Origin of the sequence: Stenotrophomonas sp. RIT-551 (assembly GCF_026241915.1) — a bacterium.
Classification (GTDB): Bacteria; Pseudomonadota; Gammaproteobacteria; order Xanthomonadales; family Xanthomonadaceae; genus Stenotrophomonas; species Stenotrophomonas bentonitica_A.
Genome location: NZ_JAPJIU010000004.1, coordinates 1 through 15,388 on the forward strand (window position 1 = coordinate 1; position 15,388 = coordinate 15,388).

The 15,388-nt window shown below is 67.1% G+C and carries 11 protein-coding genes; 10 read left to right on the forward strand and 1 reads right to left on the reverse strand.

Going from position 1 to position 15,388, the window contains the following annotated elements; translation table 11 throughout:
• The 8 genes from ORK51_RS06245 to ORK51_RS06280 all read left to right on the forward strand — a co-directional run.
• Positions 1-1,850: serine hydrolase domain-containing protein (locus ORK51_RS06245; protein WP_266084554.1), on the forward strand; the 1,850-nt coding region annotated here is incomplete at its 5' end.
• 34 nt (positions 1,851-1,884) lie between these two features.
• Positions 1,885-2,883, forward strand: coding sequence for a dipeptide epimerase (locus ORK51_RS06250; RefSeq protein ID WP_266084555.1), 999 nt, complete (start codon positions 1,885-1,887; stop codon positions 2,881-2,883).
• Positions 2,880-4,904, forward strand: coding sequence for a serine hydrolase domain-containing protein (locus tag ORK51_RS06255; protein ID WP_266084556.1), 2,025 nt, complete (start codon positions 2,880-2,882; stop codon positions 4,902-4,904). The genes ORK51_RS06250 and ORK51_RS06255 overlap by 4 nt, the downstream gene beginning before the upstream one ends.
• 19 nt (positions 4,905-4,923) lie before the next feature.
• Positions 4,924-6,228 (forward strand): peptide MFS transporter, encoded by a 1,305-nt coding sequence (locus tag ORK51_RS06260; protein WP_266084557.1) that lies wholly within the window; start codon positions 4,924-4,926, stop codon positions 6,226-6,228.
• Between the two features lie 79 nt (positions 6,229-6,307).
• Entirely contained in the window at positions 6,308-8,515 is a 2,208-nt protein-coding gene (locus ORK51_RS06265; protein WP_266084558.1) for a TonB-dependent receptor, read from the forward strand.
• A 190-nt stretch (positions 8,516-8,705) separates the two neighbouring features.
• Positions 8,706-9,749 carry an N-acetyltransferase DgcN family protein gene (locus ORK51_RS06270; protein ID WP_266084559.1) on the forward strand — a complete coding sequence of 348 codons (1,044 nt, stop codon included), beginning with the start codon at positions 8,706-8,708 and terminating at the stop codon, positions 9,747-9,749.
• Entirely contained in the window at positions 9,746-10,750 is a 1,005-nt protein-coding gene (gene bla / locus ORK51_RS06275) for a class A beta-lactamase (RefSeq protein WP_019183071.1), read from the forward strand. Before ORK51_RS06270 ends, bla begins: the two co-directional genes overlap by 4 nt.
• Positions 10,747-11,943 (forward strand): YkvI family membrane protein, encoded by a 1,197-nt coding sequence (locus ORK51_RS06280; RefSeq protein WP_019183072.1) that lies wholly within the window; start codon positions 10,747-10,749, stop codon positions 11,941-11,943. Before bla ends, ORK51_RS06280 begins: the two co-directional genes overlap by 4 nt.
• Here the strand turns inward: ORK51_RS06280 and ORK51_RS06285 are convergent.
• Positions 11,913-12,824, reverse strand: a complete 912-nt coding sequence (locus tag ORK51_RS06285; protein WP_046273747.1) for a LysR substrate-binding domain-containing protein — start codon at positions 12,822-12,824, stop codon at positions 11,913-11,915. The genes ORK51_RS06280 and ORK51_RS06285 overlap by 31 nt on opposite strands.
• A 262-nt stretch (positions 12,825-13,086) precedes the next feature.
• Here ORK51_RS06285 and ORK51_RS06290 point away from each other — a divergent pair, with 262 nt between their 5' ends.
• Both ORK51_RS06290 and ORK51_RS06295 read left to right on the forward strand, forming a co-directional pair.
• On the forward strand, positions 13,087-14,337 hold the full coding sequence (locus tag ORK51_RS06290) for a 3-methyl-2-oxobutanoate dehydrogenase (2-methylpropanoyl-transferring) subunit alpha (protein WP_102788364.1): 1,251 nt from the start codon (positions 13,087-13,089) through the stop codon (positions 14,335-14,337).
• Positions 14,338-14,341: 4 nt separating this feature from the next.
• A complete protein-coding gene (locus ORK51_RS06295) occupies positions 14,342-15,385 on the forward strand; it encodes an alpha-ketoacid dehydrogenase subunit beta (RefSeq protein ID WP_088434370.1) in 1,044 nt (347 codons plus the stop codon).
• Positions 15,386-15,388 lie beyond the last annotated feature (3 nt).

Sequence of the window (15,388 nt, forward strand, 5' to 3'; positions counted from 1 at the left end):
CCGAGGATGCGACCACCTGGCTGGACGGCTTCGTGCCCTACGCCATCGCGCGTGGCGATATCGCCGGTGCCGCGGTGACGGTGGTCAAGGACGGACGGATCCTGGTCCGTCGCGGTTACGGCGTCTCCGACGTGGAGAAGCAGACCCCGGTGGATCCGGACCGCACCCTGTTCCGGATGGCATCGGTCTCCAAGCTGATGACCTGGACCGCGGTCATGCAGCTGGTGGAAGCCGGCAAGCTGGACCTGGACGCGGACATCAACCGGTACCTGGATTTCAAGGTGCCCGAACGCGGTCTGCCGATCACGCTGCGGCAGCTGATGACGCACACCGGCGGCTTCGAAGCCAACATCAAGTACATGTGGACCACCGAGGCGGTGGCCGAGGCCGGGGGCGTCGAACTGGGGCCGTATCTCAAGCGCCGCATACCGGCGCAGATCTTCGCGCCGGGCACCGTGCCGGCGTATTCGAACTACGGCACCAGCCTGGCCGGCTACATCGTCGAGCGCGTGTCCGGCCAGCCGTTCGCCGAGTACGTCCAACAGCACATCTTCGCCCCGCTGCAGATGCAGCACGCCAGCTTCCGCCAGCCCCTGCCGCCAGCGCTGCGTGCGCTGGTCAGCAAGGGCTACGCACTGGGATCGGGCAAGCCGCGCGAGTTCGAAGTCACCCCATCGGCCCCGGCCGGTGCGCTGTCGGCCACCGCCAGCGACATGGCGCGTTTCATGATCGCGCATCTGAACGCGGCGGGCGGGCACGACACGGCTATTCTGAAAGCGGCCACCAGCCAGCTGATGCTGACCCCGCAGACGCGCTTCGCACCGCCGCTGAACACCATGGCGCTCGGGTTCTACGAGATCGATGTCAACGGCCAGCGCGTGGTCTCCCATGCCGGCGACACGTACTCGTTCCACTCGCAGCTGTTCCTGTTCCGCGACCACGATGTCGGCCTGTTCATCACCCTCAACAGCGCCGGCGCCAATGGCATCACCGGCCAGATCCGGCGGGAGCTGCTGGAGAACTTCGCCGACCGTTACTTCCCGGCGCCCGCCGTGGCCGCGGCACCGGTGGTCGACGCCGCGCTCGCCAAGGACCAGGCGCGCCAGCTGGCCGGGCCGAGCTACCTCGATTCGCGCCGCGCCGAAACCGGTATCGGCCGCACCGGCATCCTTACCCAGACGCGCCTGGAGGCCCTCGGCGATGGCAGCCTGCGCCTGCCGCGCATGAAGCAGCCAAATGGCCAGCCCACCACCTTCAAGCCGATCGCACCGTGGCTGTGGCAGGCGAACAACAGCGAGCTGCGCCTTGCCGCCATCCTCAAGGACGGCAAGCCGGTCGGCTTCGCGGTGGACTCATCCTCCCCGTTCAACGTGTTCCTGCGCGCGGAAGGCTATCGCTCCGCGGTGTGGCTCAAGCCGGTGCTGACCGCGGCCGTCGCGGTGTTGGCGCTCTCCGCGCTGGCATGGCCGATCGCCGCGTGGGTGCGGCGTCGCCATGGCCGCGGGCTGGGCTGGCCGCGCAGGACGCTGCTGGCCTACCGCCTCAGCCGCGCAGCGTGCTGGTTCATGCTGCTGGTACCCGCCGTGGCGATGGCGGTAATGGCCTGGGCCTCGGCGGACTTCGCGCGACTGGATGATCGTCTCGATCCGGCGGTGATCGGGCTCGGCATCGCTTCGGTGATCGCGATCATCGGCGGGATCGGATCCACCGCCTGGAACCTGGTGCAGACCTGCCGCGCCGGACGCGGCTGGCTGGCGCGCCTGTGGGCGGTGCTGCTGCTGATCTCGGCCTGCGTGCTCGCCTATGCCCTGGTCCTGATGGGCCTGGCCGACTTCGCACTCAACTACTGACCCGTAGCCCCGACCACGGGGCTGGAGACATCCTGTGAAATTGACCCTGCAGATCGACTCGCTTGCGTTGCTGGCCCCGTTCCGGATCAGCGGCTACGTGTTCGAGCACGCGCCGGTACTGCGCGTGGAACTGGAAGACGGCGGCCATCGCGGCCGTGGCGAAGCCAGCGGCGTGTACTACTTCGATGACACCCCCGAGCAGATGCTGGCCACGCTGGAACTGCTGCGTGCGCGGATCGAAGCCGGCATCACCCGTGCCGAGCTGCAGCAGTTGCTGCCGCGCGGCGGCGCGCGCAATGCACTGGACTGCGCACTATGGGACCTGGAAGCGAGCCGCACCGGCAAGCCTGCCTGGGCCTTGGCCGGTCTTTCGCAGACGCGTCCGTTGCTGACCACGTGGACCCTCGGCGCCGATGACCCGGCGACGATGCAATCGATCGCCACCGGCCGCTATGCACCCGCCAAGGCGCTCAAGCTCAAGCTCAGCGGCGATCTGGATATCGATGTCGAACGCGTGCGCGCGGTGCGCAAGGTGCGCCCGGATGTCTGGATGGGCGTGGATGCCAACCAGGGCTATACCGTGGATGCGCTCGATGCCCTGATCCCGGTGCTGCTGGAGAACGACATCAAGCTGCTGGAACAGCCGCTGCAGCGCGGGCGCGAGGCCGAACTCAAGGGCTTTGCACGGCCGCTGCCGTTCGCGGCCGATGAGAGCGTGCAGGACGCATCGGAAATCGAGGCGCTGGCGGGTCTGTTCGACGTGATCAACATCAAGCTCGACAAGGCCGGCGGGCTGACCGAAGGCCTGGCGATGGTCGGCAAGGCGCGCGCCCTCGGCATGCAGGTGATGGTCGGCAACATGATCGGCAGCAGCTGGGCAATGGGCCCGGCCTTCATCGTGGGCCAGCATTGTGACGTGGTCGATCTGGATGGCCCGTTGTTCCTGCGCGATGACCGGGTGCCGGGCCTGCGCTACGACGAGGGCCTGGTGCACTGCGACGACGCCGTATGGGGCAAGGGAGTGCACGCATGAACACGACATCGCATCGTCCGCGCGCGACCCAGTGGCGCACGTTGATCTCCGGCATGCTGCTGGCATCGACCGCAGCGTTCTCGCCGCTGCATGCGCAGGCGCCGACGCCTGCTGCGGCACCGGTGCCCGCGACCACCGAATCGCCTGACACCATCACGCCCGCGTCGGCGCCGACCGGCACGCTGGATGCGGCCCGGGTCGATACCTTCCTCGATGGCCTGGTGCCCTACCTGATGGCCCAGGGCGACCTCGCCGGCGCCGTCGTCACCGTGGTCGAGAACGGCAGGGTCGTCACCGAGCGCGGCTTCGGTTTCTCCGATGTCGAAAAACGCACGCCGGTGGATCCCAAAACCACGCTGTTCCGCCCGGGTTCGATCTCCAAGCTGTTCGTCTGGAACTCGGTGATGCAGCTGGTTGAACAGGGCAAACTGGACCTGGATGCCGACATCAACACCTACCTGGACATCAAGGTCCCGGCCAAGGGTGAGCCGATCACACTGCGCCAGATCATGACCCACACCAGCGGTCTGGAAGAGCGCATGCGCTACCTGATCGTGCTGGGTCCGGACCATCCGGCCAACCGCGACAACTACCTCAAGGACTGGGTGCCCAATCAGATCTCCGCACCCGGCACCACACCGGCGTACTCGAACTACGCCACGGGTATCGCCTCGTACATCGTCGAGCGCGTCAGCGGCCAGCGCTTCGAGGATTACGCAAGGCAGCACATCCTGCAGCCGCTGGACATGCAGTACGCCAGCTTCGAACAGAAACTGCCGGCCGAGCTGCTGCCGCACGCCGCCAAGGGCTATCTGCTGGGTTCGGGCAAAAGCTATCCGGCCGAGAAGAACACCGCGCCGGGCGTGGGCGGTCTGTACGCCTCCGGCTCGGCGATGTCACGTTTCATGATGGCCACGCTCAACCACGGCGAACTGGACGGCCAGCGCATCATGCGGGCCGAGACCAACGCACAGATGCTGACCCCGCAGGCGGCGATCCTGCCGCACCTGCCGCGCATGACCCTGGGCTGGATGGCCTCGGACACCGGCGGCTATGACACCCGCTCGCACGGCGGCACGATGCTGTTCTTCTACTCGTGGCTGTGGATGATTCCGGAACGCAACATCGGCGTGTTCGTTTCCACCAACAGCGTGGGCCGTGATGCCGCCGGCTCGGCACTGCGCGCCCAGGTGTGGGAGCGCTTCGTCGAGAACTTCCTGCCGACCCTGCCGATCGAACGCGCCGGCCCGGGCGTGGATGCCGCCACTGCCCGCGAGCATGCCGCTGCGCTGGCCGGGGTGAACTGGCAGAGCACGCGCCGTTCGGACAGTTCCTATCTGCGCATGCTGTCGCTGTTCGCACCGACCCGCGTGCACCCGCAGGAAGACGGCACGATCACCGTTGACGGCCAGAAGGGCCTGAACGGCCAGCTGCTGCGCTGGCGTGAGGTGTCACCGTGGCTGTGGCAGCAGGAAAACGGGCGTGGCCTGCTGGAAGTGAAGGTCAAGGATGGCCGCCCGGTGTATTTCTCCGGCGGTCCGTTCGCCTCGGTGTTCGGCTTCGAGCCGATTCCGGGCTGGCGTTCGCCGGCGTGGCTGCGCCCTGCGCTGTTCGTCGCACTGGGGTTGCTGACGCTGTCGGCCGTCCTGCGCATCGGCGGCGTGTTCGTGCGACGTTACTACCGTGCCATCGCACCGGTCGAAGGCCGTGGCCTGCGCTGGTTGCAGACGCTGGCGCTCACCACGCAGCTGGGCACCGTGATCGCCTGGGCGCTGTACGTGAAATCGATCGCTGGCCCGGGCGCGATCTCCTCGTACACCAACGGGCCGTTGATCCTGGTGCAGGCGTTGTCGTGGCTGAGTGTCCTGGCCGCCGTGGCGCTGGTCTGGGTGGCGGTCCGCGCGCCGGCCAGCTGGCCGCGCGTGCGTCGTTACGGCGCCTGGGTGGTCGCACTGGCAGGCCTGGTGGTCGCGTTCGTCGCCATCACCCAGCGCCTGATCAGTACCGGCCTGCAGCTCTGACCGCCGGACGCCCCGCCCGATGAGCCTCCAAGTACCGCGCAAGGCCTGGTTCGGGCAACCGCCAGGCCTGACCATCCTGTTCCTCACCGAGATGTGGGAGAAATTCTCCTACTACGGCATGCGGGCCCTGCTGGTCTATTACATGACCAAGCAGCTGCTGTTTTCGCAGGAACAGGCCTCGCTGGTCTATGGCCTGTACACCGCGCTGGCCTACCTCAGCCCGGTGTTCGGCGGCATGCTCGCCGATCGCTGGCTGGGCAAACGGCGTGCGGTGATCCTGGGCGGGGCGATCATGGCGTTTGGCCATTTCCTGATGGCCTTCGATGCACTGCTGTATCCAGCGCTGCTGGCGATCATCCTGGGCAACGGGCTGTTCCTGCCCACCCTGCCCGGCCAGGTCGGCGATCTATACACGCGCGATGATCCGCGCCGTGGCTCAGCGTTCAACGTGTATTACGTGGGCATCAACCTCGGCGCGTTTCTGGCGCCGCTGGTCTGCGGCACGCTGGGCGAGGTGTATGGCTGGCACGTGGGCTTTTCCGCCGCGGGCATCGGCATGCTGCTCGGGCTGGTGATCTACATCACCGGCCGCCGCCACCTGCCACCGGATCCGCCGCGCAGCGAGCGCGCCACGCTGCCGTTCTCGGCGCTGTGGCAGCCGGCCTACCGGCCCTTGCTGCAGCTGATGACGATGATCGCCGGGTTGATCGTGATCTTCCGCCTGGCCTACGAGCAGATCGGCAACACGATCGCGATCTGGCTCGACACCGGGGTGGACCGCGTGCTCACCGCAGACTTCACCCTGCCAATGACCTGGTTCTTCTCGCTCAATCCGCTGCTGGTGTTTCTGATCACCCCACTGCTGGTACGGCGCTGGACGCGCCAGGCACGCGACGGCCGCGAGCCGGCCGCACTGACCAAGATGGCCATCGGTGCCGCGGTGGTCGGGCTGTCGTTCGCGCTGGTGGCGGTGCTCGGCGGTGAACCGTCGGCCAAGGTCGGCTGGCTGTGGGCCGCGCTGTTCTTCGCGATCTTCACCTTTGGCGAGCTCTTCATCCTGCCGGTGGGGCTGGGCCTGTTCGCCCGCCTGGCGCCGGTGGGCTTCGGTGCCACCATCATCGCGTTCTGGTTCCTGGCCTCGTTCGGCGGCAACCTGCTGGCCGGCGCGGTCGGCACGCTGTGGTCGACGCTTTCCAGCACGGTGTTTTTCGCGCTGATGGCGGGCACCTGCATGTTCGTTGCGGTCCTGCTGCTGCGCCTGGAGCGTCGGGCACGGCCACTGCTCGCCAACAACGCAGCCCCCACCCAATCCCCTGCGGACTGACGCCACGCGGCTGTATCAGCCGTGGCTGGCGACCGTGTTTTCTGCCTGACCCCGTCCCTGATTCCGGAGAGACCGCCACATGCGCAAGCCGATCAACCGCTCGATCCTCGCCTCCACCATCACCCTGTGCTGCATGGGCCTTGCCACCACCGCGATAGCGCAGGATGCCGACGCCGATGACAGCCGCAGCACCCCCGATGTCGTGGAGCTGGACCGCGTGGTGGCCACCGCGCAGAAGCGCAGCGAGAACGTCATGGAGGTGGCGGCCGGCGTCAGCGTGATCAGCGAAGAACGCCTGGAAGCGTTCGGTGCGACCCGCTTGAACGACTTCGCCGCCTACGTGCCCGGCTTCCAGGTCGACAGTGGCGGCGCGCCCGGCCAGACCACGATGGCGCTGCGCGGTGTCGCGCCCCTCGGCGGCGGCTCGATCATCGGTACCTACATCGATGACACCCCGATCGGCCCCAGCAGCAACAAGCAGCGCGCGACCACCTACGCACTGGATCTGCTGCCGTATGACATCCAGAGCGTGGAAGTGCTGCGCGGCCCGCAGGGCACGCTGTATGGCGCCAGCTCGATGGGAGGCCTGTTCAAGTACATCACCAAGGCCGCCGATCCGGACGGCTTCGAGTTCCGCGCCGGCATGGACGTCAACGCCACCAAGGAAGCGGGCGACGTGGGCACCGGCGTGCGCACCTCGTTCAACGTGCCGCTGATCGAAGGCAAGCTGGGGCTGCGTGCCAGCCTGTCGCGCCAGGGCACGCCCGGCTATGTGGACCAGCCCGACCTCACCGGCGACGACGCCAAGGAGAGCAACGGCTATTACCAGCTCGCCTCCCGGCTCGCATTGACCTGGCGCATCAGCGACACCGCCAACCTGCGCGTACAGGCGTTGTCGCAGATCGTGGATGCTGACAACTCCAGCGCGGTGGGCCTGACCTATCCCACGCTGGAACCGATCCGCGGCCCGCTCGAAGGCATCCTGCAGCGCGCGACCCCGTACCGGATGGAGACCGACTACTACTCGGCGATCCTGGACTGGGATCTGGGCAACGTTGATTTCGTCTCCGCCACCAGCTTCTCCGAGACCCGCATGGATGAGGTGCAGGACTCCACGCTGGTCTATGGCGTGGCATGGCCGCTGCTGACCCCGTACCCGGCCGGCCAGGCGCAGTTCGATGTATTCCTTGGCACCCGCAAATGGACTCAGGAATTCCGCCTCAGCTCCAAGGAGAGTGAGCGCTTTGAATGGTTGCTGGGCACTTTCTTCACCGGCGAGAAGAACGCCAACCGCCAGCAGGTCAGTGCCTACGATGCCAACGGCATCCCGCTGCCGTTCAATCCCGGCACCGCCAGCCTGCCCGGCACCTATGACGAGCAGGCGATCTTCGCCGACGTCACCTACAAGTTCAGCCCGCGCTTCGATGTCTCCGCCGGTGTGCGGCATGCGCGCAACCAGCAGGATTTCGAGCAGCACAGCACCGGCCTGCTGTACGGCCCGCGGCCGATCGATCTGGCCGACTCCGCCGATGACAGCGTGACCACGTGGAAGCTGGCCTCGCGCTGGCACCTCAACGACAGCGCGATGATCTACGCGCGCTACGCCACCGGCTACCGCCCGGGCGGACCGAACGTATCGACCTCCGGCGTGGTGCCGATGACCAAGGCCGACACCCTGGACAACCTGGAGCTCGGCTTCAAATCGCACTTCTGGGACCGCCGCGCGATGATCGATCTGGCGCTGTTCCGGATCGACTGGGACGACATCCAGGTGCGCGTCTCCGAGAACGGCCTGAGCTGGATGGGCAACGCCGGCAGCGCGCGCAGCCAGGGGGCGGAACTGAGCCTGATGGTGCGGCCGGCCGAGCGCCTCACACTCGGCCTCAATGCGGCCTACATCGATTCGACGATCGGCGACGTACCGGCCTCCAGCGGCCTGGTCTCGGGCAGCCGCATGCCGATGACGCCGCGGCTGAGCTGGTCGGGCACGATCGACTACGACGTCGATGTGAGCGACCAGTGGCGGGGCCGGGTCGGTGCCGGCTATCGGGTCACCGGCGAGCGCGTGGCCGGGGCGTACGACATCGACAGCTACAACGCGCTGGACCTGCATGCCGAGCTGACCAACATGACGTGGACGGTCCGCCTGTATGCGCGCAACGCCACCGACGAGCGCGCGTACGTCTCCACCGGCTCGGTGCGCGACGCGCTCAACCGCTATGTCGCGGTGACCGGCGTACCGCTGCAGCCGCGCACGATCGGCATGTCCATCGACTATCGCTACTGAGTCCAGCCACCTGCCATGGCGGCGCCCGGAGCTGCCGCCGGACCACCCGTCGGAAGAGAAAGGGAATAATCCTAATTAGGTTGCATATTCTCTGATTAGGACTTATACAGATCCAACCAGGTCAAACAACAGCGAGCCCCTCGTGAATGCTTCCCCTGCTCTCTTCTCTCCCCCGACCACTGGATCCGCCATGAGCTCGACGCCCACTGCCGCCGTGCAGGCCCTTGCCGCCCTCCCCCAGCCGTACCTGCTGTTCCTGGGCGACACCACCGAAGCCGGCTTCGCCAAGACCGCGATCGGCCTGCACGACTGGGCCCCGGAAGTGTGCGTGGCCGAGTGGAGCCTGCCGGGCTGCCCGATCAGCACCGGCCTGCCGAGCATGACGCCGGCCCAGGCGCGCGCGGCCGGTGCACGTGCGATGGTGATCGGCGTGGCCAACGGCGGTGGCGTGATTCCGCCGCAGTGGCTGCCGGCCCTGGTCGATGCGTTGGAAAACGGGCTGGACCTGGTCAGCGGCATGCACCAGAAGCTGGGTGACATTCCGGAACTGGCGGCCGCAGCCGAACGCCACGGGCGCGAACTGATCAACGTGCGCGTGCCGCCGCGTGGCATTCCGGTCGGCAACGGCCGCAAGCGCACCGGCAAGCGCGTGCTGACCGTCGGCACCGACTGCGCGCTGGGCAAGAAATACACCGCCCTGGCGCTGGCGCGTGGCCTGCGTGGCCTCGGCGTGGATGCCGACTTCCGCGCCAGCGGCCAGACCGGCATCCTGATCGCGGGCAGCGGCATTCCGATGGACGCGGTGGTGGCCGACTTCTCCGCCGGCGCCGCCGAACTGCTCAGCCCGAACGCGGCCGATGATCACTGGGATGTCATCGAAGGCCAGGGCTCCCTGTTCCATCCTGCCTACGCCGGTGTCAGCCTCGGCCTGCTGCACGGCAGCCAGCCCGATGTGTTCGTGGTCTGCCACCAGCCGGGGCGCAAGCACGTGCTCGGCTATCCGGACTACCCGCTGCCCTCCATCGAGGAAGTGATCGCGCTGACCGTGCAGCTGGGGCGCCGGACCAATCCGGATATCCGCTGCGTTGGCGTCAGTCTCAATACCCATGGCATGACCGACGCCGCGGCAGCGGCCGCCTGCGCCGAAGTCAGCGCGCGTCTTGGTCTGCCGGTGGCCGATCCGATGCGGCAAGATGGGGAATTCAACCGCCTGCTGGAGGCCTGCATCGCATGAAGATGACATCCCGTACCTTGAGCCTGTGCGTGGCGGCGTTGCTGGGCCTGAGCCCGCTCGCCGCGTTCAGCGCAGGCAAGACCAGCCCGGTGGAAACCGAGGTCGCGCGGCTGGCCACCCTGATCGACGGCAAGGTCGGTGTCTCGGCGTGGCGCCTGGATGGCAAGGGCGAGCAGGTCCATCTGAACCCCGACGAAGGGTTCCCGATGGCCAGCACGTTCAAGGTGGCGGTCGCGGCGGTGATCCTGACCAAGGTGGATGCCGGCGAACTGGCGTTGACCACGATGGTGCCGGTGCCGAAATCGTTCTATGTCGATTCGGAAGTGATCGCGGACCGCTTCATCCATGACGGTGTGAGCCTGTCGGTGCACAACCTGCTGGAGGTCATGCTGACCCAGAGCGACAACACCGCCACCGACGTGCTGGTGGCGCAGGCCGGCGGACCGGCCGCAGTCACCGCCTGGCTGCGCGCGCAGGGCATCGAAGGCCAGCGCCTGGATCGCAACACCCGGCAGCTGCTGAGCGATATCTTCGGCCTCGGCGATGAGCCGTTGACCAAGGAACGCGTCGCCGAACTGACCCTCGATCCGGAGGTGGTCAAGCGCACGAAAGCCGGCAACGAGGCCTTCGACAAGGACCCGCGCGATACCTCCACGCCACGCGCGATGTCGACCCTGTTGACCAGACTGTTCACCGGCAAGGCCCTGAGCCCGGCCAGCACCGAGGTGCTGGTGCAGATCATGGAACGTTGCCGGACCTGCAGCGCGCGCCTGCGTGGCAGCCTGCCGCCGGGCACCAAGGTGGCCGACAAGAGCGGCACCGTGGCCGGCACCGTCAATGATGTCGGCGTGGTTACCCTGCCCGACGGCAGCCAGTTCGCGATCTCCGTGTTCGTCAAAGCCAGCAATGCTCCGCGCAGCGAACGTGAGCGTGTGATCGCCGAGATCGCCCGCACCGTGCGCGACTTCTACCTGCTGCAGCCGACGGCCGCGCGCAAGTGACCGCCGCCGCCAGCCGGTTCCAGCGGTACCTGTTGCCCGGCCTGGCGTTCAAGTCCGCCGTGATCGGCGGCGGATACGCGACCGGCCGTGAGCTGGCGGAGTTTTTCCTGCCATCGGGCCCCTGGGGCGGCCTGGCCGCGATGGTGTTGTCGATGCTGATCTGGAGCGTGATCTGCATCCTGACGTTCCTGTTGGCCCGGGCGATCCGGGCCAACGATTACCGCACCTTCTTCCGGCATCTGCTGGGCCGTGGCTGGTGGACCTTCGAAGTGGCCTACCTGGCGCTGATCGTGGTGGTGCTGGCGGTGTTCGGCGCGGCCGCCGGCGAATTGGCCGCGACCATGTTCGGTTGGCCACGCATCGTCGGCACGCTGGTGCTGGTGGCGATCATCACCGGCGTGGTACAGGCCGGGACCAACGCCGTCGAACGCATGTTCAAGCTGATGTCGGCGTTCATGTACCTGGTCTACGCCATTGCCGCGTGCCTGATCCTCTATCGCTTCGGCGGCGGCGCGATGGCGCAGCTGTCCAACACCCATGAGCTAGGCCAGGACTGGGTGCTCAACGGCGTGACCTACGCCGGCTACAACATGTTCGCGGCGGTCTCGATCCTGCTGGTGGTGCGCCACCTGCTGTGCCGGCGCGATGCGGTGATCGCCGGCGCCCTGGCCGGCCCGTTGGCGATCCTGCCGGCGATCGTGTTCTACGTCTGCATGATCGCGTTCCTGCCGGACATCGCAGACGCCCCCCTGCCCTCGGACCTGATGCTCGGCCAGCTGGGCCTGCCGTGGTTCCAGTGGCTGTTCCGGCTGATGATCATGGTCGCGCTGGTCGAAACCGGGGTCACGCTGATGGCCTCGGTGGACGGCCGCATCAGCGTCAACTGGAAGGAACGCACCGGCGCCGCCCCCGGCCGCGGCATGCGGGTGGCTATCATTGCCGCCATCCTGCTGATGGCCGTGTTCCTGGCCGATGGCATCGGACTGGTCGCGCTGATCGCGAAGGGCTACCGGCTGCTGGCCTACGCCATCCTGGCCACCTACGTGGTGCCGCTGCTGGCGTACTCGGCGTGGCAGATCTGGACGCGCCGTGGGCAGGCCTTCACCGCGCCCGTGGGCGAGCTGCCCGATCCGCGGCCTGCGCTGGCCGATGCGCTCGGCGCTCACCCGCCACAGGCAAAGACCAGGAACTGATGCAGTGCGCGTGCCGGCGCGGACAGGTCTTCGTCCGGGCGCCAGACCAGGCCGACTTCCATCGGCGGCACCGCATCAGTGAGGGTGCGCACGTCGATCCGGCGCCCCTCCAGCGACCACGGGCGGTAGACCATGTCCGACAGGATGCTGACTCCGAAGCCGTAGGCGACCATGCCGCGCAGCGCTTCCAGCGACGAGGTGCGGAACACCACGTTGGGTTCGCGCCCGACCGAGCGCCAGTAGCGCATCGCCGACTCCTGCCCTTCGTCCACCATCAGCATGATGTAGGGATACGGCTCGACGTCGGCCGGGCTGATCACCGGCAGCTGCAGCAGCGGGTGCGACTCGGACAGCCACAGCTGGCGGCGCGAGCGGATCAGTACCTGGCGCCGCAGCACATAGGGCTCGGCCATGTTGGAAATGATGCACAGCCCGAAATCAAGGTCGCCGCTGCCGACGCCCTGCTCGATCGCAGCACGGTCCATATCGACCAGATCCACCTCCACCTGCGGGTAGGAGCGCTTGAAGCGCGCCAGCAGGCTCGGCAGGAAATAGCCCAGCACCGTATAGGACGCGCCGATCCGGACCCGGCCCGGCAGGGTGTTGGCCAGGAACATCGGCTCGCTGAGCGCGTCCTGCAGCGTGTCCAGGATGTGCCGGACATGCTGGTGGAAACGGTGCCCCTCGGCGGTCAGCCCGACCCCGTGCGGCATGCGGTCGAACAGTTTCAGCCCCAGCGAGGTTTCCAGCTGGGCGACCGCCGTGGTGATCACCGACTGGGAGACGTGCAGCTTGCGTGCGGCCTGTGAGAACTGCCCCAACTCGGCAGCTTCGGCAAAGTACCGCAGCTGGCGCAGGGTCATGTTGGCTGGGATTTGCATGCACGAGCTCCCGCGGAATGAAGATATCTGAATAAACAATACCTCATACGCAATTAAACAAATTTACGATAAGCCGCTGTGCCTCTAGACTTCACATCGGGTGCAATGCGCCATGGCCCCAGCCGCCTTGCAAGCGCTGGTCCTTACCCGCTTCGCGACGAGATCCTGACCGGATGTCGGCGCGCCAACATCGCCATTACCGTTGCCCCCCGCCTGCGGTATGCCTGTAGCTCCATGACCCAAGCCCAGCGAGGCCCCTGACATGTCATCACCCCAGATCCCCGCCACGAGCGAGCCGTTGCGTCTGCACGTGCCCGAGCCCAGCGCCCGTCCCGGCGAGGCCACCGACTTTTCCTATCTGAAGCTGAGCCCCGCCGGCGCGGTCGACAAGCCGCCCGTGGACGTGAGCGCCAGCCAGACCGCACCGCTGACCAGCCAGCTGATCCGCGTGCTGGATGACAACGGCGACGCCGTGGGCCCGTGGGCCGCCGATATCGACGACGCCGTGCTGCTGCGTGCCATGCACGCCATGCTCAAGACGCGCGCCTATGACGCGCGCATGCTGATCGCCCAGCGCCAGAAGAAGACCTCCTTCTACATCCAGTGCCTGGGTGAGGAAGCCATCGCCGTCGGCCAGACCCTGGCGCTGCGCGACGACGACATGCAGTTCCCGACCTACCGCCAGCAGGGCATCCTGGTCACCAAGGAAGTGCCGATGGTGGACATGATGTGCCAAGTGCTGTCCAACGCGGCCGACCCGCTGAAGGGCCGCCAGCTGCCGATCATGTATTCCTACAAGGATTACGGCTTCTTCTCGATCTCCGGCAACCTGACCACCCAGTACATCCAGGCGGTGGGCTGGGCGATGGCCTCGGCGATCAAGGGCGACACCCGCATCGCCACCGCATGGGTAGGTGATGGCGCCACCGCCGAAGGCGATTTCCACGCCGCGCTGACCTTCGCGCACGTGTACCGCGCCCCGGTCGTGCTCAACGTGGTCAACAACCAGTGGGCGATCTCGACCTTCCAGGCCATCGCCGGCGGTGAGAACACCACCTTCGCCGCGCGCGGCGTGGGCTACGGCATTCCGTCGCTGCGCGTGGACGGCAACGATCTGCTGGCCGTGTACGCCGCTTCGCGCTGGGCCGCCGAACGCGCCCGCAGCAACCTGGGACCGACCCTGATCGAGTGGGTCACCTACCGCGCCGGCCCGCATTCGACCTCGGATGATCCCTCCAAGTACCGCCCTGCCGACGATGCGCAGCAGTTCCCGCTCGGCGATCCGATCGACCGCCTGAAGCAGCACCTGATCAAGCGCGGCCTGTGGAGCGAGCAGCAGCACGACGCGCTCCGCGCTGAACTGGATGCCGAGATCCTGCGTGCCCTCAAGGAGGCCGAGACCCACGGGTTGCTCGGCAGCGACAACCGTCCCGGTGCGGCCCTCATGTTCGAAGACGTCTACAAGGACATGCCCGAACATCTCCGTCGCCAGCGTCAGCAGTTGGGAGTCTGAACACATGAGCGGGATTGAACAGAACAACACCGGCGGTACGCCGATGACCATGATCCAGGCGCTGCGCTCGGCGATGGACGTGATGCTGGAACGCGACGACAACGTGGTGATCTTCGGCCAGGACGTGGGCTACTTCGGCGGCGTGTTCCGCTGTACCGACGGCCTGCAGACCAAGTACGGCAAGCAGCGCGTGTTCGATGCGCCGATTTCCGAGAACGGCATCGCCGGCGCGGCGATCGGCATGGCCGCCTACGGCCTGCGCCCGGTCGCTGAAATCCAGTTCGCCGATTACATCTACCCGGCCTACGACCAGATCGTGTCCGAAGCGGCGCGCATGCGCTATCGCTCCGGCGGCAGCTTCACCTCCTCGCTGGTGTTCCGCACCCCGTGCGGCGGTGGCATCTACGGCGGCCAGACCCACAGCCAGAGCCCGGAGGCGATCTTCGCCCATGCCACCGGCCTGCGCACCGTCATGCCGTCCAACCCGTACGACGCCAAGGGCCTGCTGATCGCCTCGATCGAGAACGACGATCCGGTGATCTTCCTGGAGCCCAAGCGCCTGTACAACGGCCCGTTCGACGGTCACCACGACCGCCCGGTCACCGCGTGGTCCAAGTACCCGGACAACCTGGTGCCGGAGGGTTACTACAACGTGCCGCTGGACAAGGCCGCCATCGCCCGCGAAGGCAAGGCACTGACGATCATCACCTACGGCACCACCGTGTGGGTGGCCAAGGCCGCCGCCGAAGATGCCGGGATCGATGCCGAAGTGATCGACCTGCGCAGCCTGTGGCCGCTGGATCTGGAGGCCATCGTCACTTCGGTCAAGAAGACCGGCCGCTGCATCGTGCTGCACGAAGCCACCCGCACCTGCGGCTTCGGCGCCGAACTGGTCGCGCTGGTGCAGGAGCACTGCTTCTATCACCTGCAGGCCCCGGTGGAACGCGTTACCGGCTGGGACACCCCGTATCCGCACGCGCAGGAATGGGACTACTTCCCGGGTCCGTCCCGGGTCATCGATGCAATGCAGCGCGTGCTGGAGGACTGAACC

Excerpts from the sequence above, each read along its gene's own strand:
- ORK51_RS06265 (WP_266084558.1), top strand. The coding sequence starts at position 6,308 with ATGCGCAAGCCGATCAACCGCTCGATCCTCGCCTCCACCATCACCCTG.
- ORK51_RS06290 (WP_102788364.1), top strand. The coding sequence starts at position 13,087 with ATGTCATCACCCCAGATCCCCGCCACGAGCGAGCCGTTGCGTCTGCAC.
- ORK51_RS06255 (WP_266084556.1), top strand. The coding sequence starts at position 2,880 with ATGAACACGACATCGCATCGTCCGCGCGCGACCCAGTGGCGCACGTTG.
- ORK51_RS06295 (WP_088434370.1), top strand. The coding sequence starts at position 14,342 with ATGAGCGGGATTGAACAGAACAACACCGGCGGTACGCCGATGACCATG.
- bla (WP_019183071.1), top strand. The coding sequence starts at position 9,746 with ATGAAGATGACATCCCGTACCTTGAGCCTGTGCGTGGCGGCGTTGCTG.
- ORK51_RS06285 (WP_046273747.1), bottom strand. The coding sequence starts at position 12,824 with ATGCAAATCCCAGCCAACATGACCCTGCGCCAGCTGCGGTACTTTGCC.
- ORK51_RS06260 (WP_266084557.1), top strand. The coding sequence starts at position 4,924 with ATGAGCCTCCAAGTACCGCGCAAGGCCTGGTTCGGGCAACCGCCAGGC.
- ORK51_RS06270 (WP_266084559.1), top strand. The coding sequence starts at position 8,706 with ATGAGCTCGACGCCCACTGCCGCCGTGCAGGCCCTTGCCGCCCTCCCC.